Annotated in this window: 22 protein-coding genes; 8 read left to right on the top strand and 14 right to left on the bottom strand. The window is 61.7% G+C overall.

What is annotated here, in order from left to right:
* Positions 1-263: 263 nt before the first annotated feature.
* Positions 264-1,232 carry an alpha/beta fold hydrolase gene (locus BM190_RS35415; protein WP_092262138.1) on the top strand — a complete coding sequence of 323 codons (969 nt, stop codon included), beginning with the start codon at positions 264-266 and terminating at the stop codon, positions 1,230-1,232.
* A 107-nt stretch (positions 1,233-1,339) separates the two neighbouring features.
* Positions 1,340-2,344: a catalase family peroxidase gene (locus tag BM190_RS35420; protein WP_210189099.1), complete on the top strand. Its 1,005-nt coding sequence runs from the start codon at positions 1,340-1,342 to the stop codon at positions 2,342-2,344.
* A 611-nt stretch (positions 2,345-2,955) separates the two neighbouring features.
* Here the strand turns inward: BM190_RS35420 and BM190_RS35425 are convergent.
* Entirely contained in the window at positions 2,956-3,843 is an 888-nt protein-coding gene (locus BM190_RS35425; protein ID WP_092262140.1) for an amino acid ABC transporter substrate-binding protein, read from the bottom strand.
* 131 nt (positions 3,844-3,974) lie between these two features.
* On the opposite strand from BM190_RS35425, the gene BM190_RS35430 reads away from it, so the two are divergent.
* The 3 genes from BM190_RS35430 to BM190_RS35440 all read left to right on the top strand — a co-directional run bounded on the left by BM190_RS35430 (position 3,975) and on the right by BM190_RS35440 (position 7,107).
* On the top strand, positions 3,975-4,655 hold the full coding sequence (locus BM190_RS35430; RefSeq protein WP_092262173.1) for a GntR family transcriptional regulator: 681 nt from the start codon (positions 3,975-3,977) through the stop codon (positions 4,653-4,655).
* A 135-nt stretch (positions 4,656-4,790) separates the two neighbouring features.
* On the top strand, positions 4,791-6,161 hold the full coding sequence (locus BM190_RS35435) for an NAD(P)/FAD-dependent oxidoreductase (protein WP_092262141.1): 1,371 nt from the start codon (positions 4,791-4,793) through the stop codon (positions 6,159-6,161).
* A gap of 166 nt (positions 6,162-6,327) precedes the next feature.
* On the top strand, positions 6,328-7,107 hold the full coding sequence (locus BM190_RS35440) for an MOSC domain-containing protein (protein WP_092262142.1): 780 nt from the start codon (positions 6,328-6,330) through the stop codon (positions 7,105-7,107).
* Positions 7,108-7,528: 421 nt separating this feature from the next.
* On the opposite strand, the gene BM190_RS35445 is transcribed toward BM190_RS35440, so the two are convergent.
* The 7 genes from BM190_RS35445 to mdcA are packed head-to-tail and all read right to left on the bottom strand — an operon-like array spanning position 7,529 to position 13,540.
* Positions 7,529-8,446, bottom strand: coding sequence for an acyltransferase domain-containing protein (locus tag BM190_RS35445; RefSeq protein WP_092262143.1), 918 nt, complete (start codon positions 8,444-8,446; stop codon positions 7,529-7,531).
* Complete coding sequence (gene mdcB / locus BM190_RS35450; protein WP_092262144.1) at positions 8,446-9,294, bottom strand: triphosphoribosyl-dephospho-CoA synthase MdcB; 849 nt, start codon at positions 9,292-9,294, stop codon at positions 8,446-8,448. The genes BM190_RS35445 and mdcB overlap by 1 nt, the downstream gene beginning before the upstream one ends.
* The gene (mdcG, locus tag BM190_RS35455) at positions 9,291-9,938 is read right to left on the bottom strand and encodes a malonate decarboxylase holo-[acyl-carrier-protein] synthase (protein ID WP_092262145.1); all 648 of its coding nucleotides are present in this window, start codon (positions 9,936-9,938) and stop codon (positions 9,291-9,293) included. The genes mdcB and mdcG overlap by 4 nt, the downstream gene beginning before the upstream one ends.
* Entirely contained in the window at positions 9,931-10,668 is a 738-nt protein-coding gene (gene mdcE, locus BM190_RS35460) for a biotin-independent malonate decarboxylase subunit gamma (protein ID WP_092262146.1), read from the bottom strand. The genes mdcG and mdcE overlap by 8 nt, the downstream gene beginning before the upstream one ends.
* On the bottom strand, positions 10,655-11,569 hold the full coding sequence (locus BM190_RS35465; protein WP_092262147.1) for a biotin-independent malonate decarboxylase subunit beta: 915 nt from the start codon (positions 11,567-11,569) through the stop codon (positions 10,655-10,657). Before BM190_RS35465 ends, mdcE begins: the two co-directional genes overlap by 14 nt.
* Positions 11,566-11,883: a malonate decarboxylase acyl carrier protein gene (gene mdcC / locus BM190_RS35470; RefSeq protein WP_092262148.1), complete on the bottom strand. Its 318-nt coding sequence runs from the start codon at positions 11,881-11,883 to the stop codon at positions 11,566-11,568. Before mdcC ends, BM190_RS35465 begins: the two co-directional genes overlap by 4 nt.
* Positions 11,884-11,893: 10 nt before the next feature.
* The gene (mdcA, locus tag BM190_RS35475) at positions 11,894-13,540 is read right to left on the bottom strand and encodes a malonate decarboxylase subunit alpha (RefSeq protein ID WP_092262149.1); all 1,647 of its coding nucleotides are present in this window, start codon (positions 13,538-13,540) and stop codon (positions 11,894-11,896) included.
* 194 nt (positions 13,541-13,734) lie between these two features.
* Between mdcA and madL the strand changes: the two genes are divergently transcribed.
* From madL to BM190_RS35490, 3 genes are read left to right on the top strand one after another with little or no spacing between them, the layout of a single operon-like run.
* Complete coding sequence (gene madL / locus BM190_RS35480; RefSeq protein ID WP_092262150.1) at positions 13,735-14,169, top strand: malonate transporter subunit MadL; 435 nt, start codon at positions 13,735-13,737, stop codon at positions 14,167-14,169.
* The gene (gene madM / locus BM190_RS35485) at positions 14,166-14,930 is read left to right on the top strand and encodes a malonate transporter subunit MadM (protein ID WP_092262151.1); all 765 of its coding nucleotides are present in this window, start codon (positions 14,166-14,168) and stop codon (positions 14,928-14,930) included. The genes madL and madM overlap by 4 nt, the downstream gene beginning before the upstream one ends.
* Complete coding sequence (locus tag BM190_RS35490; RefSeq protein WP_092262152.1) at positions 14,931-15,647, top strand: GntR family transcriptional regulator; 717 nt, start codon at positions 14,931-14,933, stop codon at positions 15,645-15,647.
* Positions 15,648-15,696: 49 nt separating this feature from the next.
* Here the strand turns inward: BM190_RS35490 and BM190_RS35495 are convergent, their stop codons facing one another.
* From BM190_RS35495 to BM190_RS35520, 6 genes are all read right to left on the bottom strand, one after another.
* Positions 15,697-16,740 (bottom strand): GlxA family transcriptional regulator, encoded by a 1,044-nt coding sequence (locus BM190_RS35495; protein ID WP_092262153.1) that lies wholly within the window; start codon positions 16,738-16,740, stop codon positions 15,697-15,699.
* A gap of 287 nt (positions 16,741-17,027) precedes the next feature.
* Positions 17,028-18,029 (bottom strand): GlxA family transcriptional regulator, encoded by a 1,002-nt coding sequence (locus BM190_RS35500; RefSeq protein WP_092262154.1) that lies wholly within the window; start codon positions 18,027-18,029, stop codon positions 17,028-17,030.
* A 188-nt stretch (positions 18,030-18,217) separates the two neighbouring features.
* Positions 18,218-18,532: a nitrile hydratase accessory protein gene (locus tag BM190_RS35505; RefSeq protein ID WP_092262155.1), complete on the bottom strand. Its 315-nt coding sequence runs from the start codon at positions 18,530-18,532 to the stop codon at positions 18,218-18,220.
* A 7-nt stretch (positions 18,533-18,539) separates the two neighbouring features.
* Entirely contained in the window at positions 18,540-19,163 is a 624-nt protein-coding gene (gene nthA, locus BM190_RS35510; protein ID WP_092262174.1) for a nitrile hydratase subunit alpha, read from the bottom strand.
* A 7-nt stretch (positions 19,164-19,170) separates the two neighbouring features.
* Positions 19,171-19,893, bottom strand: a complete 723-nt coding sequence (gene nthB / locus BM190_RS35515) for a nitrile hydratase subunit beta (protein WP_092262156.1) — start codon at positions 19,891-19,893, stop codon at positions 19,171-19,173.
* 113 nt (positions 19,894-20,006) lie between these two features.
* Positions 20,007-21,008 (bottom strand): CobW family GTP-binding protein, encoded by a 1,002-nt coding sequence (locus tag BM190_RS35520; protein ID WP_092262157.1) that lies wholly within the window; start codon positions 21,006-21,008, stop codon positions 20,007-20,009.
* Positions 21,009-21,094 lie beyond the last annotated feature (86 nt).

Raw genomic sequence — 21,094 nt, forward strand, 5'->3', positions numbered from 1 at the left:
GGCAGGTTTATCAAACCGGATTGGTGACGTCGAAAGAAGAGGCCGCTTCGTCGACGTTATGGCCGCAGATTAAGCTCGGCACGCCGTCAATGAGGAGCGGCCAGGGGTGCTTCGGGTAGGCCGTGCACGAGGTAATGCCAGGCGAGTGCGGGCCGCGGCGGACGACCGGGCAGTGGTGTTGACTTCCCAGTGGACCGACTCGACTCACCTAACCGCGGAACGAGAAATCAATGTCTCAGTTACCATCTTCATCCAGATCACCAATGTTTGGGCGCTATGCAGGCTCGCCCACGCGACGCGCTGTGCTGGCCGGAAGCGTTACAGGCGTTGCTCTAGGAACCGGTCTGTCAGTTCACGCATCGCCACCCCAGTCGTCAACAGATGTTAGACATAAGTGGGTGCGTGCTGACGGCGTCGACGTCTTCTATCGCGAAGCCGGTCCTGCGGATGCTCCCACATTGCTCCTGTTGCACGGCTTCGCAAATTCCTCTTTTTACTTTCGTCACCTGATGCCAAGGCTTGCCGATCGATTTCGGCTGATCGCGCCAGATCTGCCGTCGTTCGGCTTCACACAGATTCCAGCAGAACGTAACTATAGGTTCGACTTCGCGTCCCTTTCCCGCACCGCCACGGCATTCGTCGACGCGTTGGAGCTTAAGCGCTACGTCCTATACGTCTTTGATTATGGCGCGCCGGTTGGTTGGGATCTGGCGCTGACATATCCAGACCGTGTTGCTGCAATCATCAGCCAAAACGGCAATGCCTATGTCGAAGGCTTGAGAGAGGAGGCGTGGGCTCCGCTGCGAGCCTATTGGGCTAATCCGAGTCCCGATAAGCGTGAACCCATCCGCGCCCGCATGACGCTCGAAGGAGTAAAGGGGGCCTATTTTCATGGTGTGGCCGATCCATCCAGCATCGAGCCGGAGTCTTATACGCTGGATGCCGCGATTCTTGCTCGTCCTGGAAATGCGGACCTTCAGATTGATCTTAAGCTGGACTACAAGCGCAATATCGAGCGCTATCCGCTCTACCAGGCTTTCTTTCGCCAGCGACAACCGAAGTTACTCGCCGCTTGGGGAAAGAATGATCAATTCTTCTCTCCTCCGGGTGCCGAGTCGTTTCGACGAGATATTCCCGCCGCGCGTATCGTTCTCTTGGACACCGGCCATTTTGCGCTTGAGACAGAAGGCGCGATCGTGGCCGATGAGATAAGGCGCTTCTTGTCGGATTAATTGGGGCCGCGCGCGCAGGAACGATCGGTTTTTTGTGTGCGCGGTCGCGCTGAGCAGCAATCCAGATCGACTTCTCTTGCAAGTGTTTTCTACGAAGGAGCTTGAATATGTCCCGCCCGTTGCCACTGTTTGTGTTCGCAATTTCCGTTGTGCTTATGTATCCCGCCGGCGCCCAGACGCCGTCTGCTCCGCCGGTTGGGCAGGCGTCCTCGCCTGAGCAACTTGTTGACGCGTTGAACGGGGTGTTCGGCTCCCATCCCGGGTCGCGAGCTGTTCATGCGAAGGGAATTGTGCTGGAGGGAAGCTTCACGCCGAGTGTGAAAGCGTCTACCATCAGCAAGGCACCTCACCTGCAGCGGACAGCAGTTCCCGTTACGGTGCGGTTTTCGAACTTTGCCGGAATTCCCGACATTCCAGACAATCAGGGGCTGGCCAGTCCTCGCGGACTGGCGATCAAGTTCAGGCTGCCCGATGGCACCGACAGCGACATCGTGGCCCACTCATTCAACGGCTTCCCGTCGCCGACGGCCGACGATTTCCGTGACTTGTTGATAGCGCTGGGAAACAGCGGCCCGAAGGCGAGCAAACCGACGCCGCTCGATAATTATCTGGCCACCCACCCGATCGCTAAGGCCTTCCTGACCGCTCCAAAACCAGCGCCCGAGAGTTACGGGACGCTGCCCTACTACGGCGTAAACACCTTCAAGTTTACAAACGGAGAGGGGCTGGTCACGTTTGGTCGCTATCAATTCCTACCGAAGGCAGGCGCTCACTATCTGAGCGACGGCGATGCGGCCAACAAAGCAGAGAATTTTCTGGGTGCCGAAATCCGGACTCGCGCGGAGCAGGGACCGGTGGACTTCACGGTGGTGCTTCAAGTCGCTGCTGCCGGCGACAAGCTGGATGATCCATCAGTGGCGTGGCCCGACACTCGCCAGCTCGTAGAACTTGGCACGATTTCGATAACGAAAGTCGTGAAGAACAACGACGTAGCACAGCAGGAACTGCTGTTCCTGCCGAATGCGCTGCCACCCGGCATCGAGGTGCAAGATCCAATGATCAATGCGAGGTCGGCGGCATATCCTGTCTCTTACGCCCGGCGGCAGAAATAACCGTATCCTGCCGGCCTTCGTTGGTCAGGCCGTTCGTTCCGGCGAACGGCCGAGTGAGCGATTTTTCAGAAGTTGTGTGCCGTGCGTCGCGACTCCTCGTAATGCTAATAAGTGTTAGGCGGCACTAGCACTAGGTTCATCTGGAGTGTAGCCGAAAGGGAGACGATGGCTATCAATGCCGTCGAGACCTTTCGGTTTAACTCGTTGCGCGGAGCTGATTAGTTTTCGATGCGTGCCTGTCGGCAACTTTCCGATGTCGGCGTTTGGTCGCCGAGGTGATCTCGCACTGCAGAGGTTTCCCACGGATGCTTTGTCGTCGCCAGCGTGCATTGCCAAGACGTAGCGGGAAGTTTCTCCCACGCATGTATTGAAAAATCGCACAACGGTTCATCGAATGGCCGTTGATGATATGCAGGCGCGCAGACTAGAAGAACCTTTCGGCGGGAGCCAACCGTGACCTACGAGCCGATACCGGATGGCCGACTGCGCGCATTTCTATAATGTAGGCCCGCCGCTTTACTACCGATCGCGGTGCTTGATGAAGTCGTCGGATAGCTCTGGCGAGAGCCGTGATCGGTGCCCCTTGGTGAGGGATAAACATAATTTTCTATTCACACGCCTTTGTCGTTCGGATTTGTGACGGCTTCCTTCAAGGGCTGAGTCATCGGGAAGTTCAAATTGACGTTCTTCGGCGGAATGGGGCTCATGAACCACTTCGCATAGAGCTCCTGAAATTGACCGTTCTGCATCATGGCAGCCAGCGTTTTGTCGACCAGCGCTTTAAACTCCGGATCGTCGTTGCGGATGATCAGGCCGTAGGGCTCGGTCCGGAGGCTGTCGTCGATAATTCGCCAATCTCCCGGATTCGAGCTGTTGGCGATGAGACTGGCGAGCAGGATGTCGTCCATTACGAAGGCCTCGCTACGGCCCGTCGTCAGCGCGAGGAACGAGGCAGCGTGATCCGCCGACATGACATTCTTGGTCTGAAAATGTTTTTCTTGAGCGCGGGATACGAGCAGGGCAATTGACGTCGAGCCGGTGGTCAGAGAGACCGGTTTGTCGTTCAGGTCTTCGAAGCGTTTGATCGGGCCATCCTTCTTCACGACAGCGCGAATGCTCGAGACGAAGATCGTGTTGCTGAAAGCCACGACCTTCTGTCGTTCCAGGGTATTGGTTGCGGGACCACAGACGATGTCGATCGTGCCGTTCTGGATCAGCGGGATCTGTGTGCTGAGCTGGACCGGCTGAAGCTTGGTCTGGATGGAAGGCAGTTTGAGGTCGGTCCTCACGGCCTCGACGATTCTTGAACAAAGATCCATCGCGAAGCCAACCGGCTTCTGGTTCTCGTCCAGATAGGAAAACGGCACCGAGACGTCGCGGTGTCCGATCGTCATTTCACTGGCGGCCTTGATCTTGGCCAAGGTCCCGCCGGGCGACTGCGCTTGTGCCGGGATAGCGATCGCCGCAACGATGAGACAGGAATAAGCCAGTAATTTCATCGGTTAGCTCTCCAATCATCACATGGGATAAAATTTTGGATGATTGTATACTCTCCGATTGCATACTCAGTAAACTGATTTTATACAATATGGCGAGCGTTTTGCTCGGCGCGAAGGCGAGGAACGGTTCCATGAGAGGCGCAGCAGCTGCGAAACCCCGGGGAGCCGTAGGTCATGGCTCCGCACATGAAGTCGTGCGCGAAGCGCTGAGGGTTTTGATCGGCGCCGGTGAGCTTGCCCCTGGATCTCAGCTCAGGCAGGACGAGCTTGCGGAGCGGTTCGGAACAAGCCGGATCCCCGTGAGAGAGGCGCTCAGGCAACTTGAGGCGGAAGGCTTTGTCACGTTCCTGCCGAATCGTGGCGCGGTCGTTTCGGACTTGTCGATAGACGAAGTCATCGAATTGCTTGAGATTCGCATCGCGCTTGAGTGTCATGCGCTGCGCTTGGCCATCCCCGCAATGGGAGAGATTGATCTCGACGAGGCGAAGGCGATCCTGCACTCATATGACGAGGAGCGTGATCCGGCAAAATGGGGCGCGTTCAACTGCAAATTCCACGAGACGCTCTATGCGCCATGCAATCGACCGCGACTGCTGTCGATGATCGAAGCGAACTATGGTCATGTGAGCCGATTTACTCGAGCGCTGGTTTCCCGCGCGACGGGGAAGGAGCGACCTCAGCGCGAGCACTACCAGTTGCTGGATCTGTGCCGCGCTGGCGAGATTGAGAAGGCTGTTCGGCTTCTTCGCGAGCATATCGTTCAGACTCAGAAGACGCTGAGATCCGCCCAGCGACATGCTTCGCGGGAGTGACCACTCCGATAGAGTTCGTGTCCTGCGGCACAGGTCAAATGAACGAAAATTAGAGTACCTGCGGTCGAAGCTCGAGGCTCCTTCTGGTGACCGAGATGCGCGTCATCCGCCCAAATCCGGCTTGGAGAAGATCAAATGAGCGATCGCAACGGCGACATTGCCGTCATCGGCGCGGGAATCGTCGGCATCGCCTGCGCTTACTATCTTGCGAAGGGGCGTGCGTCATCAAAGATCGTGATCATCGATCCCCGCGCCCCCATGAGCCTGACCTCGGCCGCGTCCGGCGAAAATTACCGCAATTGGTGGCCTCATCCGATTATGACGGCCTTCACAGACTACAGTATCGACCTGCTCGAGGAGATTTCGCGCGAGCACGACAGCCGCATACATATGAGCCGACGCGGCTATGCGTTGGCCACACGTGAAGCAAGGCCCGAGCAACTCCTAAGGGAGCTCCAAACTGGGTACGGGCCCGAGGGCGCCCCCCGGATACGTGTTCACGAGGGCGCGTCGGCACCGAGCTATACTCCGCCAGTCTCTGCGGACTGGCGAGATGCTCCCGAAGGGGTTGATGTGCTCCAAAACAGGCACCTGATCCGTCGCCACTTTCCGACCTTCGACCCAGAGGTATCCACGATCCTCCACATCCGCCGTGCCGGAGACATCAGCGGCCAGCAGCTTGGAAGCCTGATGCTGGAGCAGATCCGCGCGAAAGGAGGTATCCTGGCTCCCGCCCGCGTTACAGAAATAGCCAGACAGCAAGATGGTTTCGTGGTGACGGCGCGCGGTCCCGACGGTGAAGACAAGATCCGGGCCGCAATCGTCGTGAATGCGGCCGGCCCCTATGTCGCCGATATCGCGCGCATGCTCGGGGAGTCTCTTCCGGTCGAGAACATCTTCCATCAGAAGATTGCTTTTGCCGACAATCTTGGCGCCATCGACCGGAGAATGCCGTTTTCGATCGATTTGGATGGGCAGGCGATTGATTGGACCAACCAAGAGCGCCAACTCATCGAGGAGGATCCCGCGACTGCGTGGCTCGCCCGCCCGATGCCGGGCGGCATCCACTGCCGTCCGGAAGGCGGCGATCTCGGGAAGTGGATCAAGCTCGGTTGGGCCTACAATCGCACGCCATCGGAGCCGCGAGACGATCTTCCAACGGATCCGAACTTTCCGGATATCGTTCTCAGGGGAGCCAGCAGGCTCAACCCTCGCCTCAAGCAATACTATGGCCGGCTGCCACGGCAGATCACCCACTATGGCGGCTACTATACGATGACCAAGGAGAATTGGCCGCTTATCGGTCCCATGAAGACGAAGCACGCCTACGTGGCAGGTGCTATGTCCGGCTTTGGAACGATGGCCGCCTGTGCAACGGGAGCGCTCTGCGCCGGCTGGGTGTTGGGCAAGAGGCCCGAATTCGCCGAGCGTCTCAGCCTGTCCCGATACAATGATGAAATCTTTGTTCGCCAATTGCGTGAGAGTGCGAGCAGGGGGGTTCTGTAGATCAAGGGCCCTTCTTCCGAACGCAATCCGGCGCATCTAACCTGGCTTTAGTTTGATGTCGATATGAATATCTTCCGCGCAGCATTTTGCCGGATGCAGATGCGCTCCGCCAGCAACTGTTGCCCAGCGCTCTGCAGAGAACGGTTCCCCATCGAAATGAGAGAGCATGCAAGTCATCAACCTTTATCGCTATCCGTTTAAAGGATTGTCGGCCGAGCCCTTGGCTAGAGTCGAACTTTCGCCTGGGCGTGGTTTTCCCTGTGATCGTCAATATGCGGTTACTGACGGTTCGATTGAGATCGACGCGGCCGCCCCGCAACCTGCAGCCAAGTCTCACTTTTTAATGCTTGCCAAATACGAAGCCCTAGCTCGGTTGGAGGCGAAGTTTCGCCAATTCCCTGATCGTTTGGAGATCCGGGACCGAGAGCAGATCAGCGAGTTTCTCTTGGAGAACGAGGAAGATCGAACAAGACTCGCGTGGTATTTGGCTCAAGTCGCGAACGCAGATCTTCGCGGCGAACCACGGGTGGTCTATTCGCCCGGGCACCAGTTTACGGATGTTAGCGTCCACTCCCCCGAATTGATGCGAAGCATCTCGCTCATCAATCTTCGGACCGTCGCTTCACTTGGCGAACACATTGGCATGGAACTCGATCCAACTCGCTTCCGCGCCAATCTCTACTTCGATCATGCCAAACCCTGGACCGAGCTCGACTGGATCGGACAGCGCCTTCAGATTGGAGAGGTCGTCTTGAAGGTTGTCCGTCGCACGCGACGATGCCCGGCGACAAGCGTAAATCCCAAAAGCGCTGTTCGGGATGTTAATGTCCCCTTGGCTATCCGCGAATATCGTAGCCAGGGTGACCTCGGGATTTATGCAGAAATCGAACACGGCGGGGCGGTCGCGCCCGGAGATGAGATCAAGTTGTTACCTGCCGTCCAGTAATATCACGGCGAGTGAATCCCGCCGCGGTCGAGCGCCTTGTCGTGCGGGCAGCCGCTGAGCGCTCGACCTGACCCTGCCAAGCGCCTGCTCGCCCCCCCGGGGGCGGGATCGCCACCAACTCGGCCTAGCTCGCGGAGAGACCGTGCCCCAGCTTGCTCATCATGTCGCGCGGGGCTGTCGTCCTTCGGCTAGTAACTGTAGTAGGTAATGGCATCGGCCCGAAACCGAACCGGACGTCGAACATCAGCCGCCAGGTCGCTCCCACGACGATCGGAGAGATTACGGTCGGAATCACCAACAGCGCCAGGACCTCTCAGAAGTCGGGGCGCGCCGATCTAATCTACGCCAGGGTTCTGTCCGCTCGCGCGGCACGCGATCGACCGAGATTCGAAAGGGGAAAAGCGAGAGATAGACCGATGGCCTAGGCCGCAGCGATCCACTTGCGCAGGCCGTCGATGGTGCGAAATCCGTCGGCGGCGTAGCAGCGCATGGACGGCTGCGAGGCTCGCATCATCTCGGCCAGTGCATGGCCCGGGCCGAGGTCCAGCACTTCCGTGACGCCCAGCTCCGCGAGCGCTTCCAGCATCGTGGTCCAATCGATGGGATGCGCGACCCGTCTTGCCAGTTTCGCTGTGGCACTTTCGACCGAAAAGATGCGCTCGCCGTCGCCGCCGGCAAGCAGCACACGCCCGTTTGCGATGGCTGTGTGCCTGCTGGCATCAAGCGTCTGCTGTAGCGGTTTGCAGGCCGCTGCGAGCCTTGACGTATGCGACGCGATCTTCACGGCGAGAAGGCCGGTGCGCGCGCCATGCTTGGCGGCCTCGTCGCAGAGCGCGATCACGTCCCGCTCTGCGCCCCCGATGACGACAAGAAGGTCGGGATTCCGGATCGCGATTTCGCAGCCATGTTTGGCAAGCAGAGGTGCGAGCGCAGCCCCGTCGAGCCCGCGGACATAACCGAGGCGGCCATCCGTTCCACCGGCATCTTCCATCAAGCGTGCGCGAATGTCCGTGAGGCGCAAGGCTTCGTCGGCGGTCCAGATTCCCGCGATGCTCCACGCCGCCATCTCGCCGACGCTGTAGCCCGTGACGGCGGTCTCCGCAGTGAGCAGGTCGGCGATGCAGGCGTGGATCGCGAGCGTCGATGTGACGGTGAGGATCTGGCTGGAATGATTGGCGGAGAGTTCGTCCGCGGCCCGCGTCCTGATGAACTCCCGCGGATCCGCGCCGAGAACCGTGGTCGCCGCAGCGAAGATCGGCTCGGCAGCGGGCTGCTCCGCGACAAGATCGAAAATCTTGTCCGAGAGCGTGCCTTGTCCGCCGCATAGCAGTGCCAGCATCAGACCTCCAACCGATCGACGAACAGCGCCATCGCCAGCAGGTCGGCGGAGCCGCCGGAACTGAGATTGCGGGACACGAACGCCTGGTGAATGCCGGCCGCGTGCCTGCGCCATCCCGGCGACCCGACGCCGCCGGCGGTAAGGAAGCTTGAGGCGCTCTCTTGCGCGAAGCGCAATCCCTCGGCACCGCCACGATGCAGCAGGTTGGTGTCGGTGACCTCAGCGATCAACCTCATGCATGTCTCAACGCGCACGGCTTCCTCGTCATGGGGCGCGAGCTTGCGCGCTGCATGCAGCGCGGGCAGGGCGATATCATAGACCGACGGAAAACCGTCGGCAGCCTCAGCCCTGGCGCCGCCGGCGCCGTAGCGCCGCCGGGCCACGGCACCATGGCTGCGCAGCGATACCGGGCCCGACAGGATGTCGTCGCCCCAACGCTCCGAAACCAGCCGGCCGAGGGATTTGCGAATGCCGACGGCATTCCGGTAGCCGGCCGCGGCGCAGAGCAGGCCCAGCCCGAAGATCGCACCGCGGTGCGTGTTGACGCCATGTGTTGCGGCCAGCATCGCGCGCTCGGCGGCAACACCGATCGCGCGCAGCCGGTTCATGCCGGCGCCCTCGGCGCCCGCGGCGGCGAGCTCGCCGAAGAACGGCATCAAGGTCTCAGCGCTCCGGCACAGCAGCGCGGCGTCCATGTCACGATGCGCGCCATTGTCGACATGGCTGACGAGGCCGGGCTTCGGATAGGTCTCGACTTCGAGCTCCAGAGAGAGCGAAGCGAGATGGCCGAGCTCTTCCGCATTAAGCGCGCGTCCCGGCAGCGATTGCCATCTGAGCGCAACGGTCATGACACGAGACCTGCAAGGAACGCCGCACGCGTCGTCGTGGTGACCCCCGCCGGGCCCTTCACGAGGACTTCGTCCGCGTCAGTGCCGGTCAGTTCGCGCCATTGAACCCCGCCCGTGGGACCGACGATTTCGCCATCGAGCCGCATCGGTGCCTGTTTCGCGATTCCAGCGATGTCGGACAACAGAGTTCCAGGCTGCTTCACCGACGACAGCGGCCAGAGCAAATCGAGATCCGAACTGTCGGAGAGATAGGGTAGGCCGGTGAGGTGCTGCCAGGCCAGGCTGCCAAAGGTGCGGGTCTCCGGCAGAAGCTGGACGAGCTTCTCGATCGTTGCCTGCCAGGCCTCAGGCGCCGCAGCGGCGGCGTCCGCTAGCAACGGCGGCGGCGCGGACGCGACGATATCGGCTGCGACGAGTGAGACCGCGATGCGTCGCTTGCCGTGGCTCGGCGGCAGCGGCAGGCCGAGCGGAACGAGACCGGCTGTATCGCTGCAAGCCGGCCGGCGAACGACGAGCGGTCGGCCGGCATGTGCCCAGTTCGCGACGAGCGGCTCGCTCGCGAGTTCGGGATAGCGGTTCATCACCGCGGTCCATCCGGCCGTCGAGGCCTTCACCATGCTGTGGCGCGCGAGGGCTTCAGCCATGTCGCGCTTCCTGAGGGGAGGCGGCGGCGCGCGCAATGCGCTCGGCGAGTTCGGCGGCCTTCCGCCGGCCGCCGCGGTTCGCGCCGAGTCGGCTGCGATCATCTTGTCCCTGTGGCTGCCGCAGCACGGCGGCAAGCTGCGGCGCCAACGGCGCATCCGCGTCCCAGACGATTTGAATGCCGCCGGTCTTCACCATGTTGTCGAGCCCGGGCGCGAACACTGGTGTAGCCTCCGCCTTGGCCTTGAGGACGTCGATCGGAAGCTTGGTGACCCGCGCCATCGACGGCAGGTCCATCACTGCGGGATGCGCGCCGGGTAGGGCCACCAGCGTGCCGGTCGCGAGCGCCGTGGCAATGAACGCGCCGGCGGCGCTGCCGCCATAGAGCAGGCCGACGGTGCGGTGTCCCTCGGCTTCCGCCAGCAGCAAGGTCTTGGCGAGATGCGACAGATATTCGCTGAGGCCGAGCAGCTCGTCGCGCTTGCTCATGTGCTGGCTGGCGGAATCGACCAGCAGCAGGATCGGCGCCCGATCCCCTGACTTCACGATCTCGATCACCCGCCCTGCGAGCACGATGGCTTCGTCCACGCCGAGCGGCTGTCCTTGCGTGATGCCGAGCACGTGGACCGGTCCGACGTCGGGCAACACTGCTTGCCCAGAGATCTGCGCGCCGTTGGTTGCGATCTTGCGGCCGTTCGGGAACAGGCCGGTCAGGATGTCATCGAGCGTCATCGGCGTTCTCCCTGTTGGTAGCCGCGCGAAGGAATGCGCCGGTCGGAAGTGCGGGAACATCGGTCGGATCGTCGATGCCGAGCGCCTGCCAGATCTCTACGGCGTCCTCGGCCTCGCCGAAACGCTGCAATCGCCGCTCGAGCCGCGCCTGCTCGGCTTCGAGCACCGTCACGTCGCATCGTGTGCCGACCTTGAGCGCTGTGATCGCCGCCTCGCGGAATGCCAGTGCCTCATCGTCAACGAAAGTGTCGGCGCCGCCGATCAGATAGCGGTGCTTGCCGCCCATGGTGCGCCAGACCAGCGCGCGGTCGCGCGAGTCGAATTCCTCGATCCCCTTGTTGGTCTCGATCACCTCGGGCCCGCTGACGCTGAGCCGCCCTTGTTCGGAGATGATCAGCTTCGAACAGGTGCCGGCGATCAGGCTGCCGCCGCCATAGCAGCCGGCGCGTCCGCCGATCAGGCCGACGACGTTGACGCCCTCGCGCCGCGCCTCGATCACCGCGCGCATGATCTCCGCGATCGCGAGCTCGCCGGCATTGGCCTCCTGAAGCCGCACGCCGCCGGTGTCGAACAGGATCACCAAATCCTGCTTGAGTGCGCGCGCCGCACGAAGCAGCCCGGTTAGTTTTGCGCCGTGGACTTCGCCGAAGGCACCGCCCATGAAACGGCCTTCCTGTGCGGCAACGAGGACGGGCGCGCCGTCCAGCCGGCCGCGGCCGATGACGATGCCGTCGTCGAACTGCTCGGGCAGGTCAAAGATCGAAAGATGCGGGCTGATCTCGCGCAGCTCCGGGCCGATGAATTCGGAGAAGCTGCCGGCATCGACCAGCGCGTCGATGCGCTGCCGGGCGCTCGCCTCGTACCAGCTCAGCGAGACATCATTGGCTGTGACGGCAGTCATCGTTCCGGCTCCTCGATCTTGCGGACGCCCTGGGCAAGTCGCAGCGCGACCGTGTCGGGCCGGGCGCCGCCGTCATTGATGGAGATGCGCAAGCCCCCGGCAGAGCGGCGGGCGACGAAGTCGCGGACCACGGCGTCCCAGACCTTGTCGAAGCCGTGGGCGGCGGTGGCGATGTCGATCGTGCAGGTGTCGGCCGGGACGCTGCGTTCCAGCAACACTTCGAGATTGCCGGAGGCGACGACGCCGACCATCGCCTGCGCGCGGGTGCCGCCGGCGGATCGGGTTGCAGTCAGTCTGAAACTGAGCTTTTCCACGCAAAACTCCTCACCAGTTGCGGAAGCGGCTGGGCGGACGGTAGAGACCGCCGGAAGCCAGCATGAGGTCCTTGATCGAGCGGGCTGCCAGCAGGCGCCGGTCGGCATCGAGCGGATCGATGCCGAGATCCTCGGGGCGGCGGATCACGCCGCGTTGTCTCAGTTGCTCGACCAGCTTGGCATCGCGCGCGCGGCCGATGTCGGTGTAGCCGGCAACGCCGCGGATCGCCTGCTCGCGCTCCTCCTTGCTGCGGCACATCAGGAGGTTGGCGATGCCTTCCTCGGTGACGATGTGGGTGACGTCGTCGGAGTAGACCATCACCGGCGCCAGATCGAGGTCGAGCTTGCGCGCCAGCTCCAGCGCATCGAGTTGCTCGACGAAGAGCGGGACGTTGCTGTCACCGAAGGTCTCGCCGATCTGCACCACGAGCTTGCGGCCGCGGCGCAGCGCCGCGCTGGAATCGGGGTCGGCTTCGGCGCCGGCCTTGAGCCAGGGTTCGCTCGGATGGCGGCGGCCGCGCGGATCGGAGCCCATGTTGGGCGCGCCGCCGAAGCCGGCGATGCGGCTGGTCGTCACCGTCGAGCTGTGGCCTTCGAGGTCGATCTGAAGCGTCGATCCGATGAACATGTCGCAGGCATAGAGGCCCGCCGTCTGGCAGAACGCACGGTTCGAGCGAAGCGAGCCGTCGGGGCCGGTGAAGAAGATGTCGGAGCGCGCGGCGACGTAGTCCTCCATGCCGACTTCCGATCCGAAGCAATGGATCTGCTCGACCCAGCCGGATTCGATCGCCGGAATCATCGTCGGATGCGGGTTGAGCGCGAAATGGGTGCAGACCTTGCCCTTGAGGCCGAGCTTCTCGCCATAGGTCGGCAGCAGCAGCTCGATCGCGGCGGTGTTGAAGCCGATGCCGTGATTGAGCCGGCGCACGCCGTAGGGCGCGTAAATGCCCTTGATGGCGAGCATCGCCGTGAGGATCTGCGTTTCGGTGATGGCGGCGGGGTCGCGGGTGAAGAGCGGCTCGACATAGAAGGGGCGGCCGGCCTCGACCACGAAATGCACGAGATCGCCGGGAATGTCGACGCGCGGCACCTTGTCGACGATCTCGGTGACCTGTGCCACGACGAGACCATTCTTGTAGCTGGTCGCCTCGACCACCGTCGGTGTGTCCTCGGTGTTCGGCCCCGTATAGAGATTGCCGTCCTTGTCGGCGCTGACCGCCGCGATCAGCGCGACGTTCGGCGTGAGGTCGATAAAGTAGCGGGCGAACAGCTCGAGATAGGTATGGACCGCGCCGAGCTCGATCTTGCCGCCGAAAAGCATGCGCGCGATGCGCGCCGATTGCGGGCCGGAATAGGAGAAGTCCAGCCGCCGCGCGATGCCCTTCTCGAAGATGTGGAGGTGGGAGGGCAGCACCACGCCCGACTGCACCATGTGCAGGTCGTGAACATCCCGAGCGTCCAGGTTGGCGAGCGCCGTGGCGAGGATATCGGCCTGTTTCTGATTATCGCCCTCCAGGCACACCCGGTCGCCTGACCGGATCACCGCCTTGAGAAATGCAGGGAGGCTGGGGATCGGGACGACCTTCCCCCTGGCGTGCTGTCGGCCGGCCGCGAGGCGCTCGCCCAAGGCGGCCTTTTGCATACCCCAATCGCTCATTTCGGCTCCTTGGCATGCGAAGTTGGTCTTCGATGTGGTCGAATGTATGCGTATTGCCTTTGAATGTCAATCAGTGTATACGTAGATTCATAAGCGACAGATGTCCGCATACACAGGAGGGAATTTATGATGCGAATGCATACAGTAGCCCCGTATCCAGGGGCTCGCGCCCCGCTCGCAAAGGGGAGGCGCCCGTGACGATTTCCGGCGTAGCTCTGCTCGCGATCTGCACCCTGCTGGGAGGCCTGCTCGGCGACCTGCTCGGCGTTGCCCTCGGTGTGAAGGCCAATGTCGGCGGCGTCGGCATTGCGATGATGTTCTTGATCGCCGCCCGGCTCTGGCTGGTGCGGCACGGCCTGCTCAGCCGCGGGCTCAATACCGGCGTCGAGTTCTGGGGCAGCTTATACATTCCGATCGTGGTCGCCATGGCCGCGCAGCAGAACGTCGTCGCTGCGGCGAAGGGCGGCCCGATCGTCGTCATCGCAGGCGCCGGCGCGGTCGCGGTGTGTTTCGCGATGGTGGCCTTGATCGGCCGGCTCAGTGGCCGCGTCGAAACCATGGACGAGATCGAGGCCCGAGAGGCGATCGAGGCGAATGTGCCCCACTTCAAATCCGGGAGGGTCAGATGACCGTGATCTCTCACATTCTCGCCGCCAATGCGCTGATCACGGCGTTTGCCGCAGTGGGGATCCTGATGTGGGTCTCGGGGGCAATCTCGAAATATCTCACCTTCGGCCGCATTCACGGCTCGGCGATCGCGATCATCCTGGGTCTCGTGCTGGCCTTTTTCGGCGGGCTTGCCACCGGCGGCGAGAAGGGCGTTGCCGACCTGCCGGCGCTGACCGGGATCGGCCTGATGGGTGGCGCGATGCTGCGGGATTTCGCCATCGTCGCCACCGCCTTCGAGGTCGATGTCGTCCATGCGCGCAAGGCCGGACTGATCGGTGCGGTCGCGCTCGGCCTGGGAACGGTCGTTCCGTTCATTCTAGGCGTTCTCGTCGCCGCGGCGTTTGGCTACACTGACGCCGAATCGCTCACGACCATCGGGGCCGGTGCGGTCACCTACATTGTGGGGCCGGTCACGGGGGCAGCGATCGGTGCATCTTCGCCAGTCATTGCGCTCTCGATCGCGACCGGTGTGTTCAAGGCGATAATCGTGATGATCGGAACGCCGTTTGTGGCGAAAATGATTGGTCTTAACAATCCACGTAGCGCGATGGTGTTCGGCGGCTTGATGGGAACGGTCAGCGGCGTGTCCGGAGGGCTTGCCGCGACCGATCGACGATTGGTTCCTTACGGGGCGTTGACCGCGACATTCCATACGGGATTAGGATGCCTGGTCGCACCGTCTATTCTTTTCTTTGCGGTACGTGCGATCATAGGAGGCTAAATGGCGGGTTTGCTCAAGGTCGCAGCTGAAACGGAAGACGATGGGGGATTGCTCTCCGATCGCATCCGGAATGCGCTGACTGACGAGATCGCCTCAGGCGCCCTCGTCGCCGGTTCCGCCCTCGAAGAGCAGCAGCTTGCCGATCGCTTTGGGGCTTCCCGTACGCCCGTGCGGGAGGCGCTTCGTCAACTCGTGGTCAGCGGGCTTGTCGAAGTGCGCGGCCGCCGCGGCCTCGTCGTGGCGCGGATGACGCCGGAGCGCATCATGGATATGTTCGAAACCAGCGCCGAGATCGAGGCGATGTGCGTCCGCCTCGCGACCTATCGCATGACGCCGCTCGAGCGCAGCCGCCTGATCGAGCTCCACGACGGTTCGCTGGCAATGGTCGAGGCCAACGACGTCGATGCCTATGACGCCTTCAACCGGCTGTTCCACGAATGCATCTACAGCGCGACGCATAACTCGTTCATGGCCGAGCAGGCGCAGGACGTTCGCGCACGTCTCAGCGCCTTTCGCCGCACGCAGTTGCGGCAAGGCGATCGCATTCGCAAATCACGCGACGAGCACTCTGCCATCATGCATGCGATCGCGGAGGGGGACGGCGATACGGCTTCGCGCAGGATGCGTGCGCACATGTTGAATGCCGCTGCGGCGCTGCGACGCTATATCGACGATCGCATCAGGCCCGTCGATGAGCCTGAGCAGCACAATCTCTGACAATAGCGGCGATAAACCGCCCTTGGTGCGAACCAAAGGCAGGAGCGTGCTAAGGGACGTTTGCCGCAAGCGTAGGGCCGATGTTCTCACGATACTCTGCTGGCGGTGTCTGGAAGGCACGAATGAACGCGCGGCGCATGTTTGCGGGGCTACCAAATCCAACCCGATGAGATATTTGCTGTATCGAAAGCGGCGTAGTTTCTAGGAGAATGCGGGCTGCTTCGACCCTGATGCTTTCAACGAAGCGGGCAGGGGTCGTCATCATCTCGTCCATGAACGCGCGACTGAAGTTCCGGGAGCTCATCGCCGCGCGCTTGGCGAGTGCGTCGACCGAGAGATCGGCAGCGAGGTTAGACATTGCCCAATCCAGGACGTGGCCGACCTGGGTATTGCGGATCGATTGCGCCTTGAGGAATCCGCTGACCTGAGGCTGATTGCCTGGCCTGCGAAGAAAGATCACCAGCCTCCTGGCCACGTCTAGAAATGTTGCCTGCCCACAGTCATTTTCGATGAGGTAGAGGCAGAGGTCGATGCCAGCCATTCCGCCGACCGCCGTGTAGTAGGGACCGTCGCGGACGAAAAGACGATCCGGTTCGACAATAACGCGGGGAAACATCGTTGCGAACGGTTCGGTGTAATCGCGGTGTGTGGCGACCCGTCGCCGGTCCAGCAAACCGGCCGATGCGAGGACGAACGTCCCGGTGCAGGTTGCGCAGATCCGACGCGCTGTTGGTGCGGCTCGGGTCAACCAGTCGATCAGCGGCAGGTTGTCTCTCAGGGTCCGAAGTTCGTGACTGCCCGCAACCAGGAGGGTGTCGTAGGATGTGTCCAGTCCGGGGACGATGACCTTGTCGGGAAGCATGCGCACGCCGGATGAACCCACGATGGGCCCGGATGTGGCGCCGATCAGATCAACCTTGTACCGAACCGGCGTTGCCAGCGATCGATTGGCTTCATTGAACGCATCGATCGGCCCCATGAAGTCGATCGCGTTTGCTCCGTTGATGACGACGATTCCGACATGAATCGTTCGCGCCGCAGCTCCATGATCACCTTTGGACGGGCAGGGCGCTGAAGCGCCGAAATGATACATGAATTGAATCTCGATTATACCAAGATCGAAGCGCGGAGGGGCCGTCGCGCCTAGGTTGGCCTTGCCGACTCCAGAGCTGTTCTCGATCTGGCAAGCTGTGCGACTACAGATGTAACGGAATTGATGACATAGGCACGGCCAAACTTACGTCGACATCGGCCATTCCTAACCCGAAGCCCATCGTCTCCGAGGCAGCCTGGGACCCGTAAGAGTCCGGAACCAATCCGAGTCCCTTTTGCCGCTGCCGTTCCCCACGGGCGGCAATCATTCATCGGGGGCACGGCTCGCTACGGCCGGCTGGTAGGCGGATAGCTTGGGGCAGCCGGAGTTGTACCAGCCCACGCGCTCCGAAAGCGAAGGCGGTATTCGCCGGGGCCGATGCCGAGGTTGCGGGTGAACGCTCGCCTCATGCCATCGGCATTGCCGAATCCGCATCGTATCGCGACTTGCTGCAGCGACTTTGTGCTGTCCTCAAGGAGCAATCGAGCTGCGTCCAGCCTTGCAGCATCGACGAACTCGCTCGGCGTTATGCTCATTTCCTGGCGAAACACACGCGTGAAATTCCGCACGCTCATTCCGGCCCGTTCCGCCAGATTGTCCACTGAGAGCGGGGCGGTAAGGTTGTCGAGAACGTATTGCTGAACCTGTTGGATCTTGCTCTTACCCGACATTTGCGCGGCAAGATGAGCGCTGAACTGTGATTGGCCTCCCGGGCGCTTCAGGAACATTACCATATAGCGCGCTACGATCAGCGCGAGTTCACGACCGTAATCCTCCTCGACGAGCGCGAGCGCCAGGTCCATCCCGGCTGTAACTCCGGCCGTCGTGAAGAGATTACCGTCTCTGATAAAGATCTGATCAGAATCGACGTTGAGCTTGGGATACTCGCTCCGCAAGCGTGTGGCGCATTCCCAATGGGTCGTTACGCGCTTTCCGTCGAGCAAGCCAGCTGCGGCGAGCAAAAAGACCCCCGTGCAGACGGAGCCGACGCGCCGTACCGTGCCGGCTCTCCGCCGCAGCCATTGGACCATAGCGGGGTCGAGCGTTGCGAACGATGGATCTCCACCGACCAACAGCGTGTCGATCGGCTCGTCGGGATCGAAGATATGGCGGTCGGCCACGAGGCGCAGCCCGCCCGTTCCGCAAACAGGATCCGCCGACCCGGCGATGACCTGCACGTTGTAGGCGGTCGGATCTCCAAGTCGCTTGGCGGCCTCCCAAAACACCTCGGCGGGGCCGACAATGTCGAGAGATTGAACCCCGGTGGGAGCGAGTAATGCGATGCGCATCAACAATCCTCAATTGAGGTCAACCGCTATGCAATCTTTATTCCCGTCGCGCGGCACAAAGGCGTCATTTTCGGCCAAACATGCGTGATATTCGGACTCTTTGGCGCGCGCCGCGATCTTGAGTCGCACGGGGATTCATAACACGCGCGGGGGCGAGCGGCGACCTCGTCGGGGGAAGGAGGCGATGGTCAGGACGCCTCGGCCGCCCGGTCAGTGAGTCCGGTCCGTTCGACCATCGTCTCCAAGACGGTGAGCCAAATCTCGTAATAGTCCCAGCTCGGGTCGGACCGGTCGTGGGTCGCCTCCCACGCGGAGATGGTTGAGATCAGCTCCGAACGAAAATCCTCCCATTCGAACGCGCCTTGTTTGGACAGCGCCACCGCCATACCGAAGGCCTGGCGCTGCCAGGGGGCACCGAAGCAAAGGCTGCCGTTGTCCTTGGGTGGCATGTCGGATTGTCCCAGCATGCTGCCCAAGGCGAAGTGCTCGAAGCTCGTTTGCATTGCAGCCTCAATTGACCGGCGGCTTGACAATGGCCACGCCCATCATCGCCTCCGGCGTGACGAGCGCCGCCAGTTGATCCTCGCTAAAACCGTCCGTGCCCGGCGGCCGCTCCGGAACGACGAACCAGCGGATCTGGGCACTGCTGTCCCAGGTCTTGATCTCCTTGCTCGGATCTACGTCCAGGCCGAACTCGCCGAGCACCTTGCGCGGTTCGCGTGCAGCTCGTGCGCGGAAGGAAGGATCCTTGTACCAGTAGGGTGGAAGGCCGAGGATTGGCCACGGGTAGCACGAACAGAGCGTGCAGATGATGAGATTGTGCACCTCCGGCGTGTTGATCGCCGCCTTCATATGCTCACCTTCGGCGCCGGCCCCCTTCGTCGGGAAGTTCATCTGCGCGACCGCAGCCATCGTATCCTCGGCCAGGAGCTTCTTGAACGCTGGATCGACCCACGCTTTCGCCACGAGCTTGGCGCCGTTGAACGGGCCCATCTCGGTTGCGAAGATCGCCATGATCTTGTCGACTGTCTCGCTGGTGATCACGCCCTTCTCGATCAGAAGTGCTTCCAGAGCGTGTGCGCGCGCCGCATTGGTCGCTTCGCGGTCCTTGGAATATTCGAAACGGTCCATCAGAGCTTCCTCAAGATGCGGTAGCAGGCTCGAGATAGGCCTCGAACAGGTCTGCATAGAAGGTAAAATTCGTTTCGGTGTTGCCCGGCCAGAGATCGTTGGGGTCGAACCTGACGCAGTAGACTGGCATCGCCTTTCCAATTCCGTCAACGCCGGTGTCACACAGATAAGTGTAGGCGTCGGGGTAGACGTTATCGATGACGCCAATCTTGTTGCGAAGATGGCCGGGGAGGCGTGTGTGGTCGACCGATTTTGGGCTGGCGACGCGAACAGCGCTTCCAGCTGCGAAGCGAGGTGGGGCCGGCCGCTCGCGTTTCGGATCGTCGCCGGTCATCAGATAGGTCCGCACGCGGGCATCAACCGCAGCGTCTCCGCCCTTCGGCATCGCGGCAGGCGACGATCGGAACGTCAGGGTGCGCGCGTCGAGTTCTGCTTGGGTGATGTAGCCCCGGGCGACGAAATACCCGGAAATACCGCCGAGCCATTTCTCGTAGTAGCGGAACTTGAAGTAGTCGAACGGGTTCATCGCTTCCGCGCCCTTGCGCAGATCGGCCCAGGTCCATTCGGTGTTGAAGGTGCTTGGCGTGGTTTCAAGGTCGAGCTGCCGGCTTAGTGCCATCATCGCCGTATGGATGCCGAAGATTCTTTCCTCCCAGGCTTCCACGAAGACGCGTGTTTCGAGCGAGATCGGATCGAGGCCTTCGAGGCCCCCGAGATAGTGTTGCAATTTCATGCGGGAGCCCGCCTTCCTCTAGATTGACGCCTTCACCCGGCTTGTGGTCAAGACTGACCGCTTTCGTCCGAACTTCGCTCGGACTGAGGCGCGGCTGTATCGCGAGCCGTTGATCAACTAAGCGACGAGACCCGCGCTCGGCTGGCCAGCTCGGCGATCTCGTTGCGGATGCGAGCCCCGTCGAGCCCCTTACCAATGAAGACGATCGCGCTGACGCGGGGCTCGTTTGCAGCCCACGGACGCCCCGGCCGTCCTTCGAGCGTCATGTGGACGCCGTGGAACACCCAGCGGCGCGCTTCGCCTGTCAGCGACAGAATTCCCTTGCACCGCAGAAGATGGTCTCCGTTCTGTTGAACGAAAGCGTTCAGCCATTTGAAGAATCTGGCGCCGTCCAGGGGACGCTCCTCGCGGACCTCCACGCTGATCACCGATGTGTCGTGCTCATGTTCGAGGTCGGACAGTATTAGCGGCTCGATAGCCAAGCAGTTCTTTAGATCGAAAGCTCCGATATCGACTATCTCAGCGACGTTCACCCGGCCTCCGGTCGGGGCCACCACGCGCGCCATCGAATTGATGGCCCGGATGGTGGTCTCGCATTTGGCAAGACCATCTCCTCCGGCCAGATCCAGCTTGCTGACTACGGCGACGTCGGCGAAGGCGATCTGCTCGGCCGCGACGTTTTCGCCGGAGCTCTGGTCGGCTAACCAGCGATCGATGTGGGTGGCGTCCACCACGGTCACGACGGCGTCGAGCATGGTCGCGGTGGACAGCACTTCGTCGACAATGAAACTCTGAATGATCGGGGCAGGATCGGCCAGTCCCGTGGTCTCGATCAGAATGCGACGGATCGGCCGCGGCCCCGACAGTAGATTGGTGATCGTTGTCACGAGGTCGTTGCGGACTGTGCAGCAGATGCAGCCGTTGTTGATCTGGAGGATCTCCTCGTCGACGCCGACAACCAGATCAGCATCGATACTGATGGCGCCGAACTCGTTGACGATGACGGCGGAGTCCGCCATCAGCCCGCTTTCGAGGAGTTGATTCAGCAGCGTCGTCTTGCCGGACCCCAGAAATCCCGTGAGGATAGTGACTGGAATTTTCTGCGATATCCCCATAGATCCCTGCGCTTCTTTGCACCACTTCGGGGCCGAGGCTAGTTTCGGGGCGAAGGTAATCGCAACTTGGGTGAGCGTGCAAATTC

This window comes from Bradyrhizobium sp. Rc3b (genome assembly GCF_900114915.1).
Lineage (GTDB): Bacteria > Pseudomonadota > Alphaproteobacteria > Rhizobiales > Xanthobacteraceae > Bradyrhizobium.

Coding starts and splice junctions, on each gene's coding strand:
- BM190_RS35415 (WP_092262138.1), top strand. CDS start 264: ATGTTTGGGCGCTATGCAGGCTCGCCCACGCGACGCGCTGTGCTGGCC.
- BM190_RS35420 (WP_210189099.1), top strand. CDS start 1,340: ATGTCCCGCCCGTTGCCACTGTTTGTGTTCGCAATTTCCGTTGTGCTT.
- BM190_RS35425 (WP_092262140.1), bottom strand. CDS start 3,843: ATGAAATTACTGGCTTATTCCTGTCTCATCGTTGCGGCGATCGCTATC.
- BM190_RS35430 (WP_092262173.1), top strand. CDS start 3,975: ATGAGAGGCGCAGCAGCTGCGAAACCCCGGGGAGCCGTAGGTCATGGC.
- BM190_RS35435 (WP_092262141.1), top strand. CDS start 4,791: ATGAGCGATCGCAACGGCGACATTGCCGTCATCGGCGCGGGAATCGTC.
- BM190_RS35440 (WP_092262142.1), top strand. CDS start 6,328: ATGCAAGTCATCAACCTTTATCGCTATCCGTTTAAAGGATTGTCGGCC.
- BM190_RS35445 (WP_092262143.1), bottom strand. CDS start 8,446: ATGCTGGCACTGCTATGCGGCGGACAAGGCACGCTCTCGGACAAGATT.
- mdcB (WP_092262144.1), bottom strand. CDS start 9,294: ATGACCGTTGCGCTCAGATGGCAATCGCTGCCGGGACGCGCGCTTAAT.
- mdcG (WP_092262145.1), bottom strand. CDS start 9,938: ATGGCTGAAGCCCTCGCGCGCCACAGCATGGTGAAGGCCTCGACGGCC.
- mdcE (WP_092262146.1), bottom strand. CDS start 10,668: ATGACGCTCGATGACATCCTGACCGGCCTGTTCCCGAACGGCCGCAAG.
- BM190_RS35465 (WP_092262147.1), bottom strand. CDS start 11,569: ATGACTGCCGTCACAGCCAATGATGTCTCGCTGAGCTGGTACGAGGCG.
- mdcA (WP_092262149.1), bottom strand. CDS start 13,540: ATGAGCGATTGGGGTATGCAAAAGGCCGCCTTGGGCGAGCGCCTCGCG.
- madM (WP_092262151.1), top strand. CDS start 14,166: ATGACCGTGATCTCTCACATTCTCGCCGCCAATGCGCTGATCACGGCG.
- BM190_RS35490 (WP_092262152.1), top strand. CDS start 14,931: ATGGCGGGTTTGCTCAAGGTCGCAGCTGAAACGGAAGACGATGGGGGA.
- BM190_RS35495 (WP_092262153.1), bottom strand. CDS start 16,740: ATGTATCATTTCGGCGCTTCAGCGCCCTGCCCGTCCAAAGGTGATCAT.
- BM190_RS35500 (WP_092262154.1), bottom strand. CDS start 18,029: ATGCGCATCGCATTACTCGCTCCCACCGGGGTTCAATCTCTCGACATT.
- BM190_RS35505 (WP_092262155.1), bottom strand. CDS start 18,532: ATGCAAACGAGCTTCGAGCACTTCGCCTTGGGCAGCATGCTGGGACAA.
- nthB (WP_092262156.1), bottom strand. CDS start 19,893: ATGAAATTGCAACACTATCTCGGGGGCCTCGAAGGCCTCGATCCGATC.
- BM190_RS35520 (WP_092262157.1), bottom strand. CDS start 21,008: ATGGGGATATCGCAGAAAATTCCAGTCACTATCCTCACGGGATTTCTG.